Source organism: Streptomyces shinuiensis (assembly GCF_043660855.1).
Taxonomy (GTDB): Bacteria; Actinomycetota; Actinomycetes; order Streptomycetales; family Streptomycetaceae; genus Streptomyces.
The window spans coordinates 3,085,535-3,106,586 of record NZ_JBIHML010000001.1; the positions used below are offsets into that span (position 1 = coordinate 3,085,535).

Genomic DNA, 21,052 nt, shown 5'->3' on the forward strand with positions numbered 1-21,052 from the left:
GAGAAGGGGATGTCCGGGCATGAGTTCAATCACCGGAGGAGAGTTGAGTCGGCATGGCTCAGGTCTCTTGACGCTGCCCGCCCTCCTGCTGCACTCTTGAGCCAGATCTACTCAAGGCATGAGCTGGAGGAACCCGAAATGGCACGAGCGGTCGGCATCGACCTGGGTACGACGAACTCCGTCGTCAGTGTTCTCGAGGGCGGTGAGCCCACCGTCATCACCAACGCCGAGGGCGCCAGGACCACGCCGTCCGTCGTCGCCTTCGCCAAGAACGGCGAGGTCCTCGTCGGTGAGGTCGCCAAGCGCCAGGCCGTCACCAACGTCGACAGGACGATCCGGTCGGTCAAGCGCCACATGGGCACCGACTGGAAGATCAACCTGGACGGCAAGGACTTCAACCCCCAGCAGATCAGCGCCTTCGTGCTGCAGAAGCTGAAGCGGGACGCCGAGGCGTACCTGGGCGAGAAGGTCACCGACGCGGTGATCACCGTCCCCGCCTACTTCAACGACCACGAGCGCCAGGCCACCAAGGAGGCCGGCGAGATCGCGGGCCTGAACGTCCTGCGCATCGTGAACGAGCCGACCGCCGCCGCCCTGGCCTACGGGCTGGAGAAGGACGACCAGACGATCCTGGTCTTCGACCTCGGCGGCGGCACCTTCGACGTCTCGCTGCTGGAGATCGGCGACGGCGTGGTGGAGGTGAAGGCCACCAACGGCGACAACCAGCTCGGCGGCGACGACTGGGACCAGCGGATCGTCGACTACCTGGTCAAGCAGTTCCAGTCCGGCCACGGCGTGGACCTGGCCAAGGACAAGATGGCCCTCCAGCGGCTGCGCGAGGCGGCGGAGAAGGCGAAGATCGAGCTCTCCAGCTCGACCGAGACCACCATCAACCTGCCCTACATCACCGCGTCGGCCGAGGGGCCGCTGCACCTGGACGAGAAGCTGACCCGGGCCCAGTTCCAGCAGCTCACCGCCGATCTGCTGGAGCGCTGCAAGATCCCGTTCCACAACGTGATCAAGGACGCGGGCATCCAGCTCTCCGAGATCGACCACGTCGTCCTCGTCGGCGGCTCGACCCGCATGCCGGCCGTCGCCGAGCTCGTCAAGGAGCTGACCGGCGGCAAGGAGGCGAACAAGGGCGTCAACCCGGACGAGGTGGTGGCCATCGGCGCCTCGCTGCAGGCCGGTGTGCTCAAGGGCGAGGTCAAGGACGTCCTGCTGCTGGACGTCACCCCGCTGTCCCTGGGGATCGAGACCAAGGGCGGCATCATGACCAAGCTGATCGAGCGCAACACCACGATTCCGACCAAGCGCTCGGAGATCTTCACCACCGCCGAGGACAACCAGCCCAGCGTGCAGATCCAGGTGTACCAGGGCGAGCGGGAGATCGCGGCGTACAACAAGAAGCTGGGGATGTTCGAGCTGACCGGTCTGCCGCCGGCGCCGCGCGGGGTGCCGCAGATCGAGGTCACCTTCGACATCGACGCCAACGGCATCATGCACGTGTCCGCCAAGGACCTGGGCACGGGCAAGGAGCAGCGGATGACCGTCACCGGCGGTTCGGCGCTGCCCAAGGACGACATCGAGCGGATGATGCGGGAGGCCGAGCAGTACGCGGAGGAGGACCACCGGCGCCGGGAGGCGGCCGAGACCCGCAACCAGGCCGAGCAGCTGGTGTACACCACCGAGAAGTTCCTGGCGGACAACGCCGACAAGGTGCCCGGTGAGGTGAAGAGCGAGGTCGAGGCGTCGGTGGCGGACCTGAAGGAGAAGCTCAGGGGCGAGGACACCACCGCCATCCGCGAGGCCTCCGAGAAGGTCGCGGCCACCAGCCAGAAGCTGGGCCAGGCCCTGTACGCCGACGCCCAGGGCCAGCAGGCCGCGGGCGGCGCCGGAGCCGGTGCGGGTGCCAAGGCCGGCGGTGCGGACGACGACGTGGTGGACGCCGAGATCGTCGACGACGACAAGCCCAAGGGTGATGCAGCGTGACGGAGGAGACCCCGGGTTTCGAGCAGGAGCCCGACGTCCCCGTCGAGCCGGGCAAGCCGGACGAGCAGTCCGGTGACGCGGCGCAGGCCTCCGGGGCCGCCGAGGAGGCGGGCCCGGAGGCGGCCCCCGGGACGTCCGGGGCGTCCGGGGACGCCGAGCGGGTGGCGGGCCTGACCGCCCAGCTCGACCAGACCCGTACCGCGCTGGGCGAGCGCACCCAGGACCTGCAGCGGCTCCAGGCGGAGTTCTCCAACTACCGCCGCCGGGTCGAACGGGACCGGGTGGCGGTCAAGGAGGTCGCGATCGCCAACGTGCTCACCGAGCTGCTGCCGGTGCTCGACGACATCGGCCGCGCCCGGGACCACGGCGAGCTGGTCGGCGGCTTCAAGTCGGTGGCCGAGTCGCTGGAGACGGTCGTGGCGAAGATGGGCCTGCAGCAGTTCGGCAAGGAGGGCGAGGCCTTCGACCCGATGGTGCACGAGGCCCTGATGCACTCGTACTCGCCCGACGTCACCGAGACGACGTGCGTGCAGATCCTGCAGCCCGGGTATCGCATCGGCGAGCGCACGATCCGCCCCGCACGGGTCGGTGTCGCCGAGCCCCAGCCGGGCGCACAGTCCGGCAAGGGCGAGGACCAGCAGGCGGAGACGGCAGCTGATGAGGAGAGCGGTGGCCCCGAACAGGGCTGACGCGAGGGAAGACCGGGAGGAGGGACGCCGGGGATGAGCACCAAGGACTTCGTGGAGAAGGACTACTACAAGGTCCTCGGCGTCCCCAAGGACGCCACCGAGGCGGAGATCAAGAAGGCGTACCGGAAGCTCGCCCGCGAGTTCCACCCGGACGCCAACAAGGGCGACGCCCGGGCCGAGGAGCGCTTCAAGGAGGTCTCCGAGGCCCATGACGTCCTGGGCGATCCCAAGCGCCGCAAGGAGTACGACGAGGCCCGCGCGCTCTTCGGCGCCGGCGGTTTCCGCACCGGCCCGGGGGCGGGCGGCCCCGGCGGCTTCAACTTCGACCTGGGCGACCTCTTCGGAGGCGCCCAGGGCGGCGGCGGTCCCGGGGCGGGCGGCTTCGGCGGCGGCCTGGGGGACGTCTTCGGCGGTCTGTTCGGCCGGGGCGGCGGCGCGGGCACGCGCACCCAGCCGCGCCGCGGCCAGGACGTCGAGTCCGAGGTGACGCTCAGCTTCACCGAGGCGGTGGACGGGGCCACGGTCCCGCTGCGGATGTCCAGCTCGGCGGCGTGCAAGGCCTGCGCGGGCACCGGCGACAAGAACGGCACTCCCAGGGTCTGCCCGACCTGCGTCGGCACCGGCCAGGTCAGCCGGGGCGGCGGGGGCGGGTTCTCGCTCACCGATCCGTGCGTGGACTGCAAGGGCCGGGGCCTGATCGCCCAGGACCCGTGCGAGGTCTGCAAGGGCAGCGGCCGGGCCACCAGCTCGCGCACCATGCAGGTCCGCATCCCCGCCGGGGTCTCGGACGGCCAGCGCATCCGGCTGCGCGGCAAGGGCGCGCCGGGCGAGCGCGGCGGCCCCAACGGCGACCTGTACGTCGTGGTGCACGTCGAGCCGCACCCGGTGTTCGGCCGCAAGGGCGACAACCTGACCGTCACCGTGCCCGTCACCTTCACGGAGGCGGCGCTCGGCGGCGAGATCAAGGTGCCCACCCTGGGCGGCCCGCCGGTCACCCTGAGGCTCCCGCCCGGCACGCCGAGCGGCCGGACGATGCGCGCCCGCGGAAAAGGGGCGGTGCGCAAGGATGGCACCAGGGGCGACCTGTTGGTCACCATGGAGGTGACGGTTCCGAGGGAGCTGAGCGACAAGGCAAGGGACCTGCTGGAGTCCTACCGTGACGCGACCGCGGGCGAGGACCCGCGGGCGGCGCTGTTCGAGGCCGCGAAGGGAGACTGACCGATATGGACGGCTACGGCCGCGGACGACAGGGCCAGGGGCGGGGGCGCACCAACCCGTACGAGCTGACGGACGAGTCACCGGTCTACGTCATCTCCGTCGCGGCGCAGCTCTCCGGGCTCCACCCGCAGACGCTGCGGCAGTACGACCGGCTCGGTCTCGTCTCCCCCGACCGTACGGCCGGGCGCGGCCGCCGCTACTCGGCGCGGGACATCCAGCTCCTGCGCCAGGTGCAGCGGCTGTCCCAGGACGAGGGCATCAACCTCGCGGGCATCAAGCGCATCATCGAGCTGGAGAACCAGGTCGCGGCCCTCCAGGCCAAGGTGGCCGAGCTCCAGCAGGCGGTGGAGGGCGCGGCGGTGGCCATGCGCCAGCGCGAGGCGCAGGTGCACGCCTCCTACCGCCGCGACCTGGTGCCCTACCACGACGTGCGGCAGTCCAGCGCACTGGTGGTCTGGCGGCCTCAGCGCTCCGCCGACTGACCTCCGCTCCGCACCGCCCCGGAGACACGGCCTCCTGAGGCTCCCACGGTCCGCCCCGGCTCGGAGTGGGGCCGTCCGGCGTACACATGCGTCCGTCCGGGTCCGCCCGAACGGACGCTCCGCGCCACCCGGCCGGCGGTGTGCGGATGGCATGCCGGCGTGGGAGGGGCGCAGCGTGAGGGCATGGACAGGATACGTGCCGTCATAGCCGCGTTCGTCACCGTCGCGACCTCCGCCGCGCTGCTGGGGGCCGCTCCCCTGGGCGTCCCCGCGGTCGATCCGGTGTCCGGCGCCGCGGCCGTTCGCACGACGGCCGACGGGGCCGGTGCTCCCCGGGCGCCCTGGCCCGGCGGTACCGTGCGGACCGTCGGAAAGCTCATCGGGACCTATCCGGACGGGCAGTTGCTCGCCTGCTCCGGCGCCGTCGTGGACGCCCCCAACGGAAGCGTCGTCGTCACCGCCGCGCACTGCGTCCACAACCCCGGCGAGGCCCGCTGGAAGCAGGCCTGGTTCGTCCCCGCCTACGACCGCCACGGCACCGCGAACGCCGCCCGGGCCGGCTGGCGGGTGACGTCGGTGCACCTGGAGTCCGCCTGGAAGCGGGGGAAGCTGCCGCAGGCCCTGCCGTACGACTACGCCTTCCTGAAGGTGGAGAAGAGGGACGGGCGGACGCTCCAGGAGACGGTCGGCGCCAACCGCCTGGACTTCGAGCCCGTCGATCCGGCCGAGCGCACCGTGGCCCTCGGCTACCCGGCCACGAAGCCGTACGACGGCGAGACGCTCGCCCACTGCGCGGGCACGCCCACCCTGCTGACCGAGGGGGACACCCAGCAGCCGAACGTGGGCGGGCTGCTGCTGGAGTCCTGCGACCTGACCCAGGGCTCCAGCGGCGGGCCCTGGCTGCGGGACTACGACGCCGCGAGCCAGTCCGGCACGGTGGTGGCCGTGATGTCGGTCGGCGACGACCGGGGCAGGGTGCTGGGCCGCCCCTTCCCGGCCGAGGCGCGCCGGCTGCTCCGGGCGGCGGGCGGTTCCGGCGCCTGAGCCGCGCCGGACCCGCCGGACCGGCCGTCCCACGAGCCGACGCCGTCCCGCCCGATGTGCGACCGGGCGGGGCGGCGTCCTGCCTGCGCGGGTGCGGGTGCGGGTTCGGGGCAGGACGGGTTCAGACGGGCCGGACGGTGCCCATCGCCCGGTCCAGGGCGATCTCGATCAGCACCCGTTCCGGGTTGGGCGAGGGAGTGCGCCCGTACCGTTCGGCGTAGCGGGCGACCGCGTCCGCGACCGCCCCGGCGTCGGTGCGCACCGACGCGACGCCCTCCAGGGTGGCCCAGCGCCCCCGGTCCACCTGGCAGACGGCGGCCCGGGCGCCTCCGGGCCGGTCCGCGGCGGCCAGGACGTTGGCGACCTTGGTGCTGGTACGGCGGGTGATGACCCGCGCCAGACCGGCCGCGGGATCGTAGGTGACCCCGACGGGCACCACATGGGGGGTGCCGTCGGGGCGGAGCGTGGTCAGGGTGCACAGGTGCCGCTCCCGCCAGAAGGCGAGGTATGCGTCGTCCGGGTGCCCGGGGTCCCGCCGGGATTCACTGGCCATGCTCCGGAAACTATCCCGGCGGCACTCCCGTTCATGCATTGAGTGGAATAGACTCAACTTACTGCATGCTGATGTATGCAGAGTTGGCGACAGGAGGAGGAGCACGTACCCGTGGACGCCGAGCTGACCAACAGGAGCCGGGACGCGATCAGCGCGGCCAACAACCGCGCCCTCACCGGGGGCCACCCCGACATCACCCCGGCGCATCTGCTGCTGGCCCTGCTGGAGGGCCAGGACAACGAGAACATCCAGGACCTGCTCGCGGCGGTCGACGCCGACCAGGCCGCCCTGCGCTCGGCGGCCGAGCGGCTGCTGGGCTCGCTGCCCAGCGTGCAGGGCTCCACCGTCGCCAAGCCGCAGCCCGACCGCGACCTGATGGCCGTCCTCGCCGACGCCTCCCAGCGGGCCAAGGAGCTGGGCGACGCCTACGTCTCCACCGAGCACCTGCTCATCGGCCTGGCGGCCAGGGGCGGTCAGACCGGCACGCTGCTCACCGAGCAGGGGGCCACGGCCGAGAAGCTGCTCACCGCCTTCGAGACCGCCCGCGGCGGCCAGCGCGTCAACACCGCCGACCCCGAGGGCACCTACAAGGCGCTGGAGAAGTTCGGCACGGACCTGACCGCCGCGGCGCGCGAGGGCCGGCTCGACCCCGTCATCGGCCGCGACCAGGAGATCCGCCGCGTGGTGCAGGTGCTCTCGCGGCGCACCAAGAACAACCCGGTCCTCATCGGCGAGCCCGGCGTCGGCAAGACGGCGGTCGTGGAGGGTCTGGCGCAGCGGATCGTCAAGGGCGACGTCCCCGAGTCGCTGAAGAACAAGCGCCTGGTCGCCCTCGACCTGGGCGCGATGGTGGCCGGGGCGAAGTACCGCGGCGAGTTCGAGGAGCGGCTCAAGGCCGTCCTGGGGGAGATCAAGTCCAGCGACGGGCGGATCATCACCTTCATCGACGAACTGCACACCGTCGTCGGCGCGGGCGCCGGCGGCGACTCGGCGATGGACGCGGGCAACATGCTCAAGCCCATGCTCGCCCGCGGCGAGCTGCGCATGGTCGGCGCCACCACGCTGGACGAGTACCGCGAGCGGATCGAGAAGGACCCGGCCCTGGAGCGCCGCTTCCAGCAGGTGCTGGTCGCCGAGCCCACCGTCGAGGACACCATCGCCATCCTGCGCGGCCTCAAGGGCCGCTACGAGGCGCACCACAAGGTGCAGATCGCCGACGGCGCGCTGGTGGCCGCCGCCGCCCTGTCCGACCGCTACATCACCTCCCGCTTCCTGCCGGACAAGGCCATCGACCTGGTCGACGAGGCCGCCTCCCGGCTGCGCATGGAGATCGACTCCTCGCCCGTGGAGATCGACGAGCTCCAGCGCGCCGTGGACCGGCTGAAGATGGAGGAGCTGGCGCTGGCGGGCGAGAGCGACGAGAGCTCCCTGGAGCGGCTGGAGCGGCTGCGCCGCGAACTGGCCGACCGCGAGGAGGAACTGCGGGGGCTGACCGCCCGCTGGGAGAAGGAGAAGCAGGGCCTCAACCGCGTCGGCGAGCTGAAGGAGAAGCTCGACGAGGTGCGCGGCCAGGCCGAGCGCGCCCAGCGCGACGGCGACTTCGAGACCGCCTCCAAGCTGCTGTACGGCGAGATCCCCACCCTGGAGCGCGAGCTGGAGGAGGCCTCGGCCGCCGAGCAGGAGCAGGAGCCGGGCAAGGACACCATGGTCAAGGAGGAGGTCGGCTCGGACGACATCGCCGATGTCGTCGCCTCCTGGACCGGCATCCCCGCCGGGCGGCTGCTGGAGGGCGAGACGCGGAAGCTGCTGCGCATGGAGGAGGAGCTGGGCGGGCGGCTGATCGGCCAGAGCGAGGCCGTGCGCGCCGTCTCCGACGCCGTACGCCGCTCCCGCGCCGGCGTCGCCGACCCCGACCGGCCCACGGGATCGTTCATGTTCCTCGGCCCCACCGGCGTCGGCAAGACCGAGCTGGCCAAGGCGCTCGCCGACTTCCTCTTCGACGACGAGCGGGCCATGGTCCGCATCGACATGAGCGAGTACGGCGAGAAGCACTCGGTCGCCCGGCTGGTCGGCGCGCCCCCCGGCTACGTCGGCTACGAGGAGGGCGGCCAGCTCACCGAGGCCGTGCGGCGGCGCCCGTACAGCGTGGTGCTCCTGGACGAGGTGGAGAAGGCCCACCACGAGGTCTTCGACGTCCTGCTCCAGGTGCTCGACGACGGGCGGCTGACCGACGGGCAGGGCCGGACGGTGGACTTCCGCAACACCATCCTCGTCCTCACCTCCAACCTCGGCAGCCAGTTCCTGATGGACCCGCTCGCCAAGGAGGAGGAGAAGCGGGAGAAGGTCATGGCGAGCGTCCGCTCCGCCTTCCGTCCGGAGTTCCTCAACCGGCTGGACGATCTGGTGATCTTCTCCGCGCTCAGCGGCGAGGAGCTGCGCAGCATCGCCCGGCTCCAGATCGGCGCCCTCTCCCGGCGCCTGTCCGACCGCCGCCTCACCCTCGACGTCTCCGACGCCGCGCTGGACTGGCTGGCGGTCGAGGGCAACGACCCGGCCTACGGCGCCCGGCCGCTGCGCCGCCTGGTCCAGACGGCCATCGGCGACCGGCTCGCCCGCGCGATCCTGGCGGGCGGGGTCCGCGACGGCGACACCGTCCGCGTGGACATCGGCCTGGAGGAGGAGGGCCTGACCGTCACCCCGGTGCGGTGACCGCACCGCTGTGCCCGGCGGCGGCCCCGCCACCCGCGGGGCCGCCGCCCCGGGCCGCGGAACGCTCCGGGCGTCCGCCCGCCGGGCGGACGCGTCAGTCCGACGGGCGAGCACGCGGGCCCGGCTTGCCAGGACCGGGCCGGAGTGGGGGAGGATGGCAGGAATCGTATGAAGGGAAATCCACGGTGACTATCGACCCGTCCTCGATCCCGAACTTCGGGGGCCAGCAGCCCGAACAGCAGCCGACGGGGCCTGCCGGGCCCGTCATCCCGGACCAGGACCTGGTCAAGCAGCTCCTCGACCAGATGGAGCTGAAGTACGTCGTCGACGACGAGGGTGACCTCGCGGCGCCGTGGGAGGAGTTCCGCACCTACTTCATGTTCCGCGGCGAGAAGGAGCAGCAGGTCTTCTCCGTCCGGACGTTCTACGACCGTCCCCACTCCATCGAGGACAAGACCCGTCTGCTGGAACTGGTCGACGACTGGAACCGCCGCACCCTGTGGCCGAAGCTCTACAGCCACACGCACGACGACGGCACGGTCCGCCTGATCGGCGAGGCCCAGATGCTGGTCGGCGTCGGCGTCTCGCTGGAGCACTTCGTCTCCAGCACTGTGAGCTGGATCCGCGCCTCGGTCGAGTTCGACCGCTGGCTCGTGGAGCAGCTCGGCCTGGCCAAGGACGTCGAGGAGTCCGACGGTGAGGGCGAGGGCTGACCCCTCCACCCCCCCACACGAGGCCCCGCGCGGCCCCGGTGCACGGAACGCTTCGCGTCCGGCGCGCCGGGGCCGCCGCGCGTCCGGCCCTCGGAGGGCCGGATCGTCAGGAGGCGGTCCGGGCGCGGTCCGGGGCCGCGCTCAGCGCGCCCAGACGCTCCACCGCCTCCCGCAGCACCTCCTGGCGCTTGCAGAACGCGAAGCGGACGAAGTGCGCGCCCTCCGCCGCGTGGTCGTAGAAGACCGCGTTGGGGACGGCGACGACGCCGCAGCGCCCGGGCAGGGCGCGGCAGAAGGCCACACCGTCGCCCTCGCCCAGGGGACGGATGTCGGTGGTGACGAAGTACGTGCCCGCGGGGCGGTGGACGGTGAAGCCCGCGGCCTCCAGGCCGCCGGCCAGCAGGTCCCGCTTGGCGCGCAGGTCCTCGCGCAGCTCCGTGTAGTACGAGTCCGGCAGGGCGAGCGCCTCGGCGACCGCGTACTGGAACGGGCCCGCCGAGACGTACGTCAGGTACTGCTTGGCCGAGCGCACCGCCGACACCAGCTCCGGCGTGCCCGTCACCCAGCCGACCTTCCAGCCGGTGAAGGAGAAGATCTTGCCGGCGGAGGAGATGGAGACGGTGCGCTCGCGCATCCCCGGCAGGGAGGCGATGGGGATGTGCTCGCCGTCGAAGACCAGGTGCTCGTAGACCTCGTCGGTGACCACCAGCAGATCCCGCTCCACCGCCAGCGCGGCGATCGCCGTCAGCTCCTCGCGGGTGAGGACGGTGCCGGTGGGGTTGTGCGGGGTGTTCAGCAGGATCAGCCGGGTGCGGCCGGTGACGGCGTCGCGCAGCTCGTCCAGGTCCAGGCGGTACGCCGGCCCGGGTCCGGGAGAGGGCCGCAGGGTGACGGGGACGCGGGTGCCGCCGGCCATGGCGACGCAGGCCGCGTACGAGTCGTAGTACGGCTCCAGCGCGATCACCTCGTCGCCCGGCTCCAACAGTGCCAGCAGGGCGGCGGCGATCGCCTCGGTGGCCCCCGCGGTGACCAGGACCTCGGTGTCGGGGTCGTACTCAAGGCCGTGGAAGCGCCGCTGATGGCCGGCGATCGCGGTGCGCAGCTCGGGGACGCCGGGGCCGGGCGGGTACTGGTTGCCGCGGCCCTCCCGCAGGGCGCGGACGGCGGCCTCGCGGACCTGTTCGGGCCCGTCGGTGTCGGGGAAGCCCTGGCCCAGGTTGATCGATCCGGTCCGGACGGCCAGCGCCGACATCTCGGCGAAGACCGTCGTGCCGAACCCGGCCAGGCGGCGGTTGAGCATCGGTCGTCCGGTGGAGGTCATGGCGGCCATCCTCCGCCCGGCGCCCGGCTTCCTCAACTCCTCCCGCCCGTGCTTTCCCGCGGATGTCGTGACGGCGGCCCCGGTGGGGGCGGCACCGCCCGAACCTCTGGACTTCCTCAACTCGGCTTTGGCGCGGGCGGCGCGGGGGGATCGTGACATCAGGCCCGCACGGGGGGATGTGCGGACACGAGGGGACACGAGGGGACACGAGGGGGATGCCGTGACGGCGGTCGTCATCATCTGCATGGTTCTGGTCCTGGTACTGGCCGTGGTGGCGGTCGGCGCGGTCACGGGAGGGCGCCGCCGCACGCGGCGGAGCACCGGCGGCGGGGGAGCGTCGGGGGTGTGGATCGGGGCCGGCGGCGGTTTCCACGACAGCGGTCCGCACGACGGCGGTTCGTCGTGCGGTGGTGGCGGCGGTGGCGGCGGGGGATGCGGGGGCGCCTGACGCCATTCACCCGTACGGCGGTTGCAGTTCAACGGGGAGAACATCTGACCCGCTAGGCCCCCGCTGGTATGGAAAACAGACGAAGGTGCGTAAAAAGCCTGTAGGAGCCGCACATTCCGTGGTTCGGTGACTGATGTACCCGGACTTCACGTGGGCGCGAGCCGGCGGCAGGCAGCATCCCTGTCCCCCTCCGGGGCCCTGTTCCAGGGGCTGAGTCGGCCCGCCCTCACTGCGTTGCGGAGCCGACCCATGCTCACCGATCTCAAGACCCCGTACACCGACACCCGTGCCGGTGACCTCGCCTGGGCGCTCGGGCGCGACCCCATGCCGGCCCTGGCGAAGCTGGATCTCGAACTCCAGGGAACGACGGTCCAGCTGAGGCTGCTCGGCGCTTCACACCAGGTGCTGCTCAGGGACGAGGGCGGCATCTTCTGCTCGGAGACCGTGGCGTGCATCCCCGGCAGCAGGACGCCGCTGCCCCTGGGGGTGTCGAAACGGATGGACGACTGGGAGTACGCGTTCGCGGCACGTGTCGAGACGCTCTCCGGCGGCTCCTTCACGGGGCGCGCCCAGGAGCTGCTCGCGCTCGTCGCGGACCACCCGCACGGGCTGGCCGGCACCTTCCCCGGCAGCCCGAACGCCTTCACCGCCCTGCTGGTCCAGCGGCGCGGCGGCCAGACGCACTGGCGGACCTGGCACGCCTATCCGCAGGAGCGGCGGCTCGTCGTGACCCACACCAGAGTGGGGGTGCGCGTGCGGGAGCCGGAGTGGGTGGGCGTGTGATCCCGGTGCGGCCCGTACGGGGCGTACGCGGCTGTGTGCCGTGCGCCTCCGTCGCGCCCTGCGCTCCCGCCGGGACGTACGCGCCGTACGCGGGATCAGGGGGTGTCGGTTCGCGCGTATGTGCGGTCCATTGCACCTGTGTGGGTGACAGGACTGGCGGGAGGCGTCCCGTAGCGTTCCCGACATGATCGAGACGCCCGCTTCCGTACCGGCGGGGGCGTCGGGGCCCGCGCCGCCGCGGAAGGAGCTGCCACGGGCCCCGTCGCAGGAGCCGGCGCGGCTGCCCGTGCCGGCCGGGGTCGGGCGGTTCCTCGTCCTCGCCGCGGTCTTCGTCTGCGCCGCCTGCGGTCTCGTCTACGAGCTCGAACTCGTCGCCCTCGGATCCCACCTGGCCGGCGACTCCGTCACCCACACCTCCGTCGTGCTGTCGGTGATGGTCTTCGCCATGGGCCTGGGGTCGCTGCTCGCCAAGCGGCTGCGCGCCCGCGCCGCGGCCGGGTTCGGGATCGTCGAGGCGCTGCTGGCACTGGCCGGCGGAGGCTCGGCGATGGCGCTGTACGCCTACTTCGCCTGGGTCGGCGGCTCGGTGGCGGTGCTGATCGGCTTCTCGCTGGTCATCGGAGTGCTCATCGGCGCCGAGATGCCGCTGCTGATGACCCTCATCCAGCGGATCCGGGAACAGGACGCCGGCGGCGCGGTCGCCGACCTGTTCGCCGCGGACTACGTGGGCGCCCTCGTCGGCGGGCTCGCCTTCCCCTTCCTGCTCCTCCCGCTGATGGGCCAGCTCCCGGGAGCGCTGGCGGTCGGGACGGTGAACGCCGTCGCGGGCGGCGTGCTGGTGCTGTGGCTGTTCCGCGGCGACCTGTCGACCCGCTCGCGCCGCGCCCTGCTGCTCGTCAACGCACTGGTGGTGGCACTGCTGATCACCGGTGTCGCCGTCGTCGACTCCTTCGAGGAGGCCGCGCGCCGGGAGGTGTACGGCGGCGAGGTGCGGACGGTGCGGAACACCGCCGTCCAGGAGATCGTGCTCACCGAGGGCGTCCGGCACTCCGGCGGGAGCGAGCCGGCCGGGTTCGGGATGTTCCTCGACGGCCGGCTGCGGGTGTGCGGCGGGGACGAGCGGCGCTACCACGAGGCGCTGGTCGGCCCCGCGATGGCGGCGGGCCCGCACGGCAGGGTGCTGGTCCTGGGCGGCGGCGACGGACTGGCCCTGCGCGAGGTGCTGCGCCATCCGGAGGTGGAGTCGGCGACGGTGGTGGAGCTCGACCCCGGCGTCGTGGAGCTGGCACGCGCCGATCCGGTGCTCGGCCGCCTCAACCACCGTTCGCTGGACGATCCGCGGGTGCGGGTGGAGGCGGGGGACGCCTTCGACTGGCTGCGCTCCTGGCCGGACTCCGGCCGGCCGCCGTACGACGTGATCGTCTCCGACCTGCCCGACCCCGGCGTCCCGGACGGCTCCCGGCTGTACTCGCAGGAGTTCTTCGGGCTGGCCGCGCGGGCGCTGTCCGAGCGGGGGCGGCTGGCGGTGCACGCGGGACCGGCCGGGGAGCGCCCCCGCGCGTACTGGACGGCGGAGACCACGCTGCGGACCGTGGGCCTGCGCACCGCCCCCTATGCGGTGGACGGGCGGCTGTCCGGCTTCACCGCCGGCCCCGAACGCCCGCGGCGGCACGACGGCGCGGGCGCGGGCGGCCGGGGCCGGACCGGCGACTGGGGCTTCGTACTGGCGGCACACGGCGCTCCGCCGGCGCTCACCCTCGGGCCGGACGGTCCGGCCCCGCGCGCCTTCGGCCCGGCGGATCTGCGCCGTGCCGCGGCTCGTGCGGAGCGGGGCCGTATCGCCGGCCTGCGGCCCTCCACCCTGACGCACCCCCGCTACCGGGACTCGGCGCGGTGAAAGCCGAGCTGCCGCCGCACGTGCGGACCTACGAACGCGACGCCTGCGGCCTGGCCATCGGCCGGGACGACAACGCCGCGCTCAACCTTGTCGCGCTCGCGGCAGCCGCAGTGACTGGTACCGGAGCGACCGGAGACCGGGACGCCGCCCCGGTGGTGTCGAGGCCTCGTGGAGCAGACCGGAAGACCCGCGCCACCCGCACCCGTCGCAAGACGGTTGCGGGGCGGGCAGGGGGCGCGGCCCCGCCGCAGCGGCGGCAGGAGGAAACGAGAGACCGTACTCAAGCAGGAGAGCGCTCACGCTTTGGCGATGGGGCGGACCTTCCGGGTCGAAACACCCGGAATGCCGGGAGCCGCCGAGGCTCTGGGTAACGGAGGTACTGGGTAGGCTCCGCCCCATGGAGCATGAGGTGTACGTTCCGTTCACTGCCGCAGCCGTGCGGGCGGCGCTCGCCGAGCCGGAGCGCGTCGCGCGCTGTGTGCCGGGGCTCCAGCCCGAGGCCCTGGAACCCGAGGCCTCGGAGCCCGAAGCCCCGCACACGGAGCCCGGAGGCGCCGGGGACGGCGCGGTCGTCCGGGGGCGGCTGCGGGTGCGGATCGGCGGCTCCAGCATCACGTACCGCGGCAGCCTGCGCCTGACGCACGACGTGGACGGCACAGACGGCGAAGGCGGTGCCTACACGGTCCGCGGCGAGGGCGCCGAAGCCCGGGGCGACGGCTCGGTGGAGCTGGATCTGACGATCGTGCCGCGCCCGGCCGACGACGGTGAGGGCACCGTGCTCGTCTGCACCGGGAGGCTGCGCGGCGACGGCCGGATCACGGAGATCGGGGAGAAGCAGCGGACCGCCGCCGGCCGCCGGCTGCTCGACCGTTTCGGCGGTGAACTGGCCGCCGGTATGGCGGCCGACCCGGTCTCCCCGGTGGACGCCGCCGGCACGGTCGCCGCGCCCGGCGGGATCGGCGAGCCCGACGACAACGAGCCCGTGATCCCGGGCATCCCCGCGCCCGAGACGCCCGGCTCCGCGGACGCCAGGAACAGCAAGGGCGCCGGAAGCGACGAGGAAGCGGGAAAGCCGGAGGAGCCCGGTGTCCCGGGCGCCCCGGACGAAGGGGGCCAGGGCCAGGGGGTCTTCGACATCGAGGTTCCGCCGTCCTCGCCCGACCCGTCGGGCGAGGACGGCTTCGGCGACGAGGCGCCCGGTGGGGAGGCGCTCGACGGCAGGGAGCTCACCGGTGGCCTGGGCGACGACCTCGTCGACGAACTGGACGAGGAGTCGCGGTCCGCGGCCGAGGCGGCCCACGCCCGCCGGACGATGATCGGACGCAGCGCCGAGGAGGTCGACCACGCCCCGCCGCGCGGCCGCTACGCCCCCGTGCCCCCGCCCGAGGAGGTCTCCCCGGCCGCGGCGGTGCTGCGCTGGGCCGCCCCGGCGGCGGCGCTGGCGGTGGCCTCGGCGGTCGTGGTGGGCCGAGTGCTGCGGCGGCGGCGCTGAAGATCGCGGTTACCACCGGCCGTCCTGGTTAAGGTCATGAATGTGAATGTCCATGACGCCCAAGACACAGACAGCGGAGTCCGTCTGCGAGCCGGCGGCACCGAGGTGACCATCGATCCGGCGCACGGCTGCCGGATCTCCTCCCTGCGCATCGACGGCACTGAGGTGCTGAGGCAGGGAGAGCGGTACGGCGCGTTCGTGATGGTGCCCTGGTGCGGACGGACCCGGCAGGGACGGTTCCTCAACGGCGGCGAGCGGTACCAGCTCCCCGTGACCGCCGGGGAGCACGCCATCCACGGCACCGTGCGCGGTGTTCCCTGGCACACCGTCCGCAGCGACGGGCGGACCGCGTCCTTCTACCGCGATCTCGCCGACCCCTGGCCATGGCCGGGCCGGGTGACCCAGGTGGTGGAACTGGCCGAGGACGGCGGCGGGCTCACCCTCACCCTGGGCGTGGAGACGGCCGGGGACTCCTTCCCGGCGCAGGCCGGCTGGCACCCCTGGTTCCTGCGCAACCTCGGGCAGGGCGGGCAGGACGTGGCGCTGGACTTCGCGCCCGCCTGGCAGGAGGAGCGCGGCGGGGACCACATCCCCACCGGCCGCCGCACCGAGCCGCGTCCGGGCCCCTGGGACGACTGCTTCGGCATGCCGGACGGGGTGGATGTGACGCTGACCTGGCCGGGTGAGCTGGTGTTGAAGGTCACCAGCCGCGCCGAGTGGGTGGTCGTCTACGACGAGCAGCCCGAGGCCGTCTGCGTGGAGCCGCAGACCGGCCCGCCCGACGGGCTCAACTCCCACCCCCGCCTGGTCACGCCCATCGACCCGCTGGAGGTCTCCACGGTCTGGTCGTGGCGCAGGCCGGCGTAGAGCCGGGGCGGGGCAGGGGTGAGGGAGCGTCGCGGGGCTGGCTTAGTCTCGTCGGCATGAGCGACGCGCGCGAGAAGCTTCTGCAGCAGATCAAGGACAAGGCCGTGGTCCACGGCAGGGTGACCCTCTCCTCCGGCAAGGAGGCCGACTACTACGTCGACCTCCGCCGGATCACCCTGGACGCCGAGGCGGCTCCGCTGGTCGGCCAGGTACTGCTCGACCTGACCGCCGGCGTCGAGTACGACGCGGTGGGAGGTCTGACCCTCGGCGCCGACCCGGTGGCCACCGCGATGCTGCACGCCGCCGCCGCGCGCGGCCGGAAGCTGGACGCGTTCGTCGTTCGCAAGGCGGGCAAGGCCCATGGCCTCCAGCGCCGGATCGAGGGACCGGACGTGGCGGGCCGCCGGGTGCTGGCGGTCGAGGACACCTCCACCACGGGCGGATCGGTCCTCACGGCGGTCGAGGCGCTGCGGGAGGCCGGTGCGGAGGTCGTGGGTGTGGCGGTCATCGTCGAGCGCGGTGCGGCTCCGGCGATCGGGAAGGCGGGGCTGCCGTACTACCAGGCGTACGGGCTGGAGGATCTGGACCTGTCCTGACCCCTTCCCGGCCTCGCCCTCCGCCGGTCCCTTTCCCGGTCCCGGTTACGGCTCCGCGCAAACCTCGCGGGGCAACCCGGGAGGTCCGTGAGAGTCACTGTTTCACGTGAAACGGTGACTCTCTGTCGTCCGGCCGGCGGTGCCGGGCCGCTCCCCGGCCGGGCGCGGTACAGGGACCGGTCTCCTCCCCGGGCTCCTTCCCGGTCCCTGGACGCGGAGGTGGAGCAATCGCACACGTCTGGGAGGATGGGGACGACGATGACGTCGATCCGTTGACCACACCAGAGCCGTAGAGCTTCGCACACCATCAAGGAGCGGACAGATGCCCATCGCAACCCCCGAGGTCTACAACGAGATGCTCGACAGGGCGAAGGCAGGCAGGTTCGCCTACCCCGCCATCAACGTGACCTCGACGCAGACGCTGCACGCCGCGCTGCGCGGTTTCGCCGAGGCGGAGAGCGACGGCATCATCCAGATCTCCACCGGCGGCGCCGAGTTCCTGGGCGGCCAGTACAGCAAGGACATGGTGACCGGTGCGGTCGCGCTGGCCGAGTTCGCGCACATCGTCGCCGAGAAGTACCCGGTCAACATCGCGCTGCACACCGACCACTGCCCCAAGGGCAAGCTGGACGGCTATGTACGCCCGCTGCTGGAGCTCTCCCGCAAGCGCGTCGAGGCGGGCATGAGCCCGCTGTTCCAGTCCCACATGTGGGACGGCTCGGCCGAGACCCTGGCCGACAACCTGGAGATCGCCCAGGAGCTGCTGGCCGCCGCCGCTGCCGCGAAGATCATCCTTGAGGTCGAGATCACCCCGACCGGCGGCGAGGAGGACGGGGTCAGCCACGAGATCAACGACGAGCTGTACACCACCGTCGACGACGCCATCCGCACCGCCGAGGCCCTGGGCCTGGGCGAGAAGGGCCGCTACCTGCTGGCCGCCTCCTTCGGCAACGTCCACGGCGTCTACAAGCCGGGCAACGTCGTGCTCCGGCCCGAACTGCTGAAGGACCTCCAGGAGGGCGTGGCCGCCAAGTTCGGCAAGCAGAGCCCGTTCGACTTCGTCTTCCACGGCGGCTCCGGCTCCACCGAGCAGGAGATCGCCACCGCGCTGGACAACGGCGTGGTGAAGATGAACCTCGACACCGACACCCAGTACGCGTTCACCCGCCCCGTCGCGGACCACATGTTCCGCAACTACGACGGTGTGCTGAAGGTGGACGGCGAGGTCGGCGACAAGAAGACCTACGACCCGCGCAGCTGGGGCAAGCTGGCCGAGAAGAGCATGGCCGAGCGCGTCGCCAAGGCGTGCGCCGACCTGCGCTCCACCGGCACCCGCATGAAGTAGCACCCGCGTCTCCCCGTACGTCCCCCGCCCGGCCGCCCCGGACCCGGGCGGGGGACGCGGACGGACACGAGCCCGGTACCCGGCACTTGCCGCCGGATACCGGGCTCGCCGCGCACCACCCTCCGCACACCGGCGGCGAGCGTGCAGACTGGGGCCATGGCCATTCACGAGAACCTGCTCGGGGGACCGCCCCCGACCCACCTTCCCGACGACCCGGAGCCGCGTGAGCTGCTCGCCTCGGGCACCTCGCCCGCCGAGGTCGCCGCGAAGCACCCGACATCCTCCCTGGCCTGGGCACAGCTCGCGGACGACGCCTTCGCGGCCGGGCGCACGGTCGAGTCGTACGCGTACGCCCGCACCGGCTACCACCGCGGCCTGGACGCGCTGCGCCGCAGCGGCTGGAAGGGGCACGGCCCGATCCCGTTCGAACACGAGCCGAACCGGGGCTTCCTGCGCGCCCTGCACGCCCTCGCCCGCGCCGCCCAGGCCATCGGCGAGCAGGAGGAGTACGAGCGCTGCACCACCTTCCTGAAGGAGAGCTCGCCCACCGCGGCGGCGACACTTTCCTGACAGCTGTCCTGACGGGAGACACCTCCTGGCGGGAGATCCCTCCCGATCGGCCCTTGCCGTCGCCGGGTCCCGAACCGATGATCTGCGGAGAAGGCCCGGCGACCCCGGGCGAGCGCGCGAGGAGAACAGAGAACAGTCATGCCGTCAGAGCCGTCCAGGACGTCACAGCCGACCGGAGCGCAGTCCGGTGCCGGTGCCGAAGCCGGTGCCGGGAGCGGAGCCGAGAACGGTTCGGAGAACCCGAACCTCGACTTCGCGGGCACCACCCCCTACGAGGACTACGTCAGAGCGGATGTCCTCACCCACCTCCAGCACCCTCTCTCCGACGATCCCGGAGAGATGTCGTTCCTGGTGACCACACAGGTGATGGAGCTGTGGTTCACCGTCATCGTCCACGAGTGGACGGTCGCCTCCCGGGCGCTGCGCGCGGACGACCCGCGCACCGCGCTGGAGGCGCTCAAGCGCTCGGTGTACGAGATGCTCTCGCTCAACGCCTCCTGGGAGCCCCTGGCCCATCTCACCCCGGCGCAGTTCAACGCCTACCGGGGCGCCCTCGGCGAGGGGTCCGGCTTCCAGTCCGCGATGTACCGGCGCATGGAGTTCATGCTCGGGGAGAAGTCCGCGTCCATGCTCGTCCCGCACCGTGGCGCGCCGCGCGTGCACGACGAACTGGAGAAGGCGCTGCACGAGCCGAGCCTGTACGACGAGGTGCTGCGCTATCTCGCCCGCCGCGGCGAGGACATCCCAGAGGAGGTCACCGGCCGGGACGTCTCGCAGCGGTACGAGCCCCACCCGCGGGTCGAGCAGGTCTGGGCGCGGATCTACTCCGGCGATCCCGGCAGCGAGCTGCTGCGTCTGGGCGAGGGGCTGACCGAGGTGGCCGAGCAGGTCTGGCGCTGGCGCAACGACCATCTGGTGGCCACCCGCCGCGCGATGGGCTCCAAGCAGGGCACCGGCGGTTCCGCGGGCGTGGCCTGGCTGGAGAAGCGCGCCCGCAAGAACGTCTTCCCCGAACTCTGGACGGCCCGCAGCCATGTCTGACGCGACCGGGAGCACCACCGGGAACGTCCCCGGGAGCACCCCCGGGAACACGGCCCCGCGCGAGGAGGCGGCGAAGCTCGACGCCGCCGACGGCCTGGCCGGCCGGCGCGACGCCTTCGTCCTGGAGGACGAGAAGGGCGAGCGCGTCGTCTACCTCGACGGCAACTCCCTCGGCGCGCTGCCCCGTTCCGTGCCCGCACGCGTCGCCGACGTGGTGGAGCGCGAGTGGGGGCGGCTGCGGATCCGCTCCTGGACCGAGTCCGGCTGGTGGACGGCGCCCGAGCGGATCGGCGATCTGATCGCCCCGATCATCGGCGCCGCGCCCGGCCAGACCGTGGCGGGCGACTCCACCAGCGTCAACGTCCTCAAGGCGGTGGTCGCCGCGATCCGGATGGCCCGCGAGGACAACCCGGCCCGCACCGACCTTCTGGTGGACGCCACCACCTTCCCCACCGACGGCTACATCGCCGCCTCCGCGGCCCGGCTGACCGGCGCCGCCGTCCGCGCGATCCCGGCCGAGGGCATCCCCGGCTCGGTGGGCCCGCGCACCGCCGCCGTGCTGGTCAACCACGTCGACTACCGCACCGGCGAGCTCCACGACCTGCCCGGCATCACCGCCGCCGCCCACGAGGCGGGGGCGTACACGGTGTGGGACCTGTGCCACAGCGCGGGCGCCCTCCCGGTCGGGCTGGACGAGCACGGTGTGGACCTGGCCGTCGGCTGCACGTACAAGTACCTCAACGGCGGCCCCGGCGCCCCGGCGTACCTCTACGTCCGCCGCGGTCTCCAGCCGCGCTTCGACTCCCCGCTGCCCGGCTGGCACTCGCACGCCGACCCGTTCGGCATGAGCCACGAGTACGAGCCCGCCGAGGGCGTGCCGCGCGGCCGGGTCGGCACGCCGGACATCCTGTCCATGCTGGCGCTGGAGGAGGCGCTGAAGGTCTGGGACGGGGTGGACGTGGCGGCCGTGCGCGCCAAGAGCCTGGCCCTGACGGACTTCTTCCTTCGCTGTGTGGAGGGTTACGTGCCCCGGGGGCGCGTGGAGTCCGTGACCCCGGCCGAGCACGCCCGGCGCGGCAGCCAGATCGCGCTGCGCTGCGCGGACGCGGGCGAGGTGATGGCGGAGCTGGTCGCGCGCGGCGTGGTGGGCGACTTCCGCCGCCCGGACGTGCTGCGCTTCGGCTTCACCCCGCTGTACACGTCCTTCGCCGACGCCGAGCTGGCCGCCCGTGTCCTCGGCGAGGTGCTGGCGGAGCGCGGCGCGTGAGCGAACGGCCCGAGGCGTCCGCCGG

The 21,052-nt window shown here is 72.7% G+C and carries 19 protein-coding genes; 17 read left to right on the plus strand and 2 right to left on the minus strand.

What is annotated here, in order from left to right:
• Nucleotides 1–138: 138 nt before the first annotated feature.
• The 5 genes from dnaK to ACGRHY_RS13995 all read left to right on the plus strand — a co-directional run bounded on the left by dnaK (nt 139) and on the right by ACGRHY_RS13995 (nt 5,425).
• On the plus strand, nt 139–1,992 hold the full coding sequence (dnaK, locus tag ACGRHY_RS13975; protein WP_394635672.1) for a molecular chaperone DnaK: 1,854 nt from the start codon (nt 139–141) through the stop codon (nt 1,990–1,992).
• The gene (grpE, locus tag ACGRHY_RS13980) at nt 1,989–2,681 is read left to right on the plus strand and encodes a nucleotide exchange factor GrpE (RefSeq protein ID WP_394635673.1); all 693 of its coding nucleotides are present in this window, start codon (nt 1,989–1,991) and stop codon (nt 2,679–2,681) included. The genes dnaK and grpE overlap by 4 nt, the downstream gene beginning before the upstream one ends.
• A 33-nt stretch (nt 2,682–2,714) precedes the next feature.
• Nucleotides 2,715–3,899 carry a molecular chaperone DnaJ gene (dnaJ, locus tag ACGRHY_RS13985; protein WP_394635674.1) on the plus strand — a complete coding sequence of 395 codons (1,185 nt, stop codon included), beginning with the start codon at nt 2,715–2,717 and terminating at the stop codon, nt 3,897–3,899.
• A 5-nt stretch (nt 3,900–3,904) separates the two neighbouring features.
• Nucleotides 3,905–4,381, plus strand: coding sequence for a heat shock protein transcriptional repressor HspR (locus ACGRHY_RS13990; protein WP_394635675.1), 477 nt, complete (start codon nt 3,905–3,907; stop codon nt 4,379–4,381).
• A 183-nt stretch (nt 4,382–4,564) separates the two neighbouring features.
• A complete protein-coding gene (locus ACGRHY_RS13995; RefSeq protein ID WP_394635676.1) occupies nt 4,565–5,425 on the plus strand; it encodes a trypsin-like serine peptidase in 861 nt (286 codons plus the stop codon).
• A 121-nt stretch (nt 5,426–5,546) separates the two neighbouring features.
• Here the strand turns inward: ACGRHY_RS13995 and ACGRHY_RS14000 are convergent, their stop codons facing one another.
• A complete protein-coding gene (locus ACGRHY_RS14000) occupies nt 5,547–5,978 on the minus strand; it encodes a pyridoxamine 5'-phosphate oxidase family protein (RefSeq protein ID WP_394635677.1) in 432 nt (143 codons plus the stop codon).
• A gap of 111 nt (nt 5,979–6,089) precedes the next feature.
• Here ACGRHY_RS14000 and clpB point away from each other — a divergent pair, with 111 nt between their 5' ends.
• Nucleotides 6,090–8,687 (plus strand): ATP-dependent chaperone ClpB, encoded by a 2,598-nt coding sequence (gene clpB, locus ACGRHY_RS14005; RefSeq protein WP_394638041.1) that lies wholly within the window; start codon nt 6,090–6,092, stop codon nt 8,685–8,687.
• Nucleotides 8,688–8,872: 185 nt separating this feature from the next.
• On the plus strand, nt 8,873–9,400 hold the full coding sequence (locus ACGRHY_RS14010) for a YbjN domain-containing protein (RefSeq protein WP_394635678.1): 528 nt from the start codon (nt 8,873–8,875) through the stop codon (nt 9,398–9,400).
• 106 nt (nt 9,401–9,506) lie between these two features.
• Here the strand turns inward: ACGRHY_RS14010 and ACGRHY_RS14015 are convergent, their stop codons facing one another.
• Nucleotides 9,507–10,730 carry a pyridoxal phosphate-dependent aminotransferase gene (locus ACGRHY_RS14015; protein ID WP_394635679.1) on the minus strand — a complete coding sequence of 408 codons (1,224 nt, stop codon included), beginning with the start codon at nt 10,728–10,730 and terminating at the stop codon, nt 9,507–9,509.
• Nucleotides 10,731–10,941: 211 nt separating this feature from the next.
• Between ACGRHY_RS14015 and ACGRHY_RS14020 the strand changes: the two genes are divergently transcribed.
• The 10 genes from ACGRHY_RS14020 (at nt 10,942) to kynU (ending at nt 21,027) form a co-directional block, all read left to right on the plus strand.
• On the plus strand, nt 10,942–11,169 hold the full coding sequence (locus ACGRHY_RS14020; RefSeq protein WP_394635680.1) for a hypothetical protein: 228 nt from the start codon (nt 10,942–10,944) through the stop codon (nt 11,167–11,169).
• 249 nt (nt 11,170–11,418) lie between these two features.
• The gene (locus tag ACGRHY_RS14025; RefSeq protein WP_394635681.1) at nt 11,419–11,952 is read left to right on the plus strand and encodes a DUF2617 family protein; all 534 of its coding nucleotides are present in this window, start codon (nt 11,419–11,421) and stop codon (nt 11,950–11,952) included.
• Nucleotides 11,953–12,136: 184 nt separating this feature from the next.
• Nucleotides 12,137–13,849: a polyamine aminopropyltransferase gene (locus ACGRHY_RS14030; protein ID WP_394635682.1), complete on the plus strand. Its 1,713-nt coding sequence runs from the start codon at nt 12,137–12,139 to the stop codon at nt 13,847–13,849.
• Nucleotides 13,850–14,246: 397 nt separating this feature from the next.
• Nucleotides 14,247–15,341 (plus strand): SRPBCC family protein, encoded by a 1,095-nt coding sequence (locus ACGRHY_RS14035; RefSeq protein ID WP_394635683.1) that lies wholly within the window; start codon nt 14,247–14,249, stop codon nt 15,339–15,341.
• A gap of 42 nt (nt 15,342–15,383) precedes the next feature.
• Nucleotides 15,384–16,208 (plus strand): aldose epimerase family protein, encoded by an 825-nt coding sequence (locus ACGRHY_RS14040; protein ID WP_491630962.1) that lies wholly within the window; start codon nt 15,384–15,386, stop codon nt 16,206–16,208.
• Between the two features lie 56 nt (nt 16,209–16,264).
• Nucleotides 16,265–16,804: an orotate phosphoribosyltransferase gene (pyrE, locus tag ACGRHY_RS14045; protein WP_394635685.1), complete on the plus strand. Its 540-nt coding sequence runs from the start codon at nt 16,265–16,267 to the stop codon at nt 16,802–16,804.
• A 322-nt stretch (nt 16,805–17,126) separates the two neighbouring features.
• Complete coding sequence (gene fbaA, locus ACGRHY_RS14050) at nt 17,127–18,149, plus strand: class II fructose-bisphosphate aldolase (RefSeq protein ID WP_394635686.1); 1,023 nt, start codon at nt 17,127–17,129, stop codon at nt 18,147–18,149.
• A 156-nt stretch (nt 18,150–18,305) separates the two neighbouring features.
• The gene (locus ACGRHY_RS14055) at nt 18,306–18,719 is read left to right on the plus strand and encodes a DUF3151 domain-containing protein (RefSeq protein WP_237880779.1); all 414 of its coding nucleotides are present in this window, start codon (nt 18,306–18,308) and stop codon (nt 18,717–18,719) included.
• A 138-nt stretch (nt 18,720–18,857) separates the two neighbouring features.
• Nucleotides 18,858–19,760 carry a tryptophan 2,3-dioxygenase family protein gene (locus ACGRHY_RS14060; RefSeq protein ID WP_394635687.1) on the plus strand — a complete coding sequence of 301 codons (903 nt, stop codon included), beginning with the start codon at nt 18,858–18,860 and terminating at the stop codon, nt 19,758–19,760.
• The gene (gene kynU, locus ACGRHY_RS14065) at nt 19,753–21,027 is read left to right on the plus strand and encodes a kynureninase (protein ID WP_394635688.1); all 1,275 of its coding nucleotides are present in this window, start codon (nt 19,753–19,755) and stop codon (nt 21,025–21,027) included. Before ACGRHY_RS14060 ends, kynU begins: the two co-directional genes overlap by 8 nt.
• Nucleotides 21,028–21,052 lie beyond the last annotated feature (25 nt).

Coding starts and splice junctions, on each gene's coding strand:
- ACGRHY_RS14000 (WP_394635677.1), bottom strand. CDS start 5,978: ATGGCCAGTGAATCCCGGCGGGACCCCGGGCACCCGGACGACGCATAC.
- dnaK (WP_394635672.1), top strand. CDS start 139: ATGGCACGAGCGGTCGGCATCGACCTGGGTACGACGAACTCCGTCGTC.
- pyrE (WP_394635685.1), top strand. CDS start 16,265: ATGAGCGACGCGCGCGAGAAGCTTCTGCAGCAGATCAAGGACAAGGCC.
- ACGRHY_RS14055 (WP_237880779.1), top strand. CDS start 18,306: ATGGCCATTCACGAGAACCTGCTCGGGGGACCGCCCCCGACCCACCTT.
- ACGRHY_RS14015 (WP_394635679.1), bottom strand. CDS start 10,730: ATGGCCGCCATGACCTCCACCGGACGACCGATGCTCAACCGCCGCCTG.
- ACGRHY_RS14035 (WP_394635683.1), top strand. CDS start 14,247: ATGGAGCATGAGGTGTACGTTCCGTTCACTGCCGCAGCCGTGCGGGCG.
- ACGRHY_RS14060 (WP_394635687.1), top strand. CDS start 18,858: ATGCCGTCAGAGCCGTCCAGGACGTCACAGCCGACCGGAGCGCAGTCC.
- ACGRHY_RS14025 (WP_394635681.1), top strand. CDS start 11,419: ATGCTCACCGATCTCAAGACCCCGTACACCGACACCCGTGCCGGTGAC.
- dnaJ (WP_394635674.1), top strand. CDS start 2,715: ATGAGCACCAAGGACTTCGTGGAGAAGGACTACTACAAGGTCCTCGGC.
- fbaA (WP_394635686.1), top strand. CDS start 17,127: ATGCCCATCGCAACCCCCGAGGTCTACAACGAGATGCTCGACAGGGCG.
- ACGRHY_RS13995 (WP_394635676.1), top strand. CDS start 4,565: ATGGACAGGATACGTGCCGTCATAGCCGCGTTCGTCACCGTCGCGACC.
- kynU (WP_394635688.1), top strand. CDS start 19,753: ATGTCTGACGCGACCGGGAGCACCACCGGGAACGTCCCCGGGAGCACC.
- ACGRHY_RS13990 (WP_394635675.1), top strand. CDS start 3,905: ATGGACGGCTACGGCCGCGGACGACAGGGCCAGGGGCGGGGGCGCACC.
- ACGRHY_RS14030 (WP_394635682.1), top strand. CDS start 12,137: ATGATCGAGACGCCCGCTTCCGTACCGGCGGGGGCGTCGGGGCCCGCG.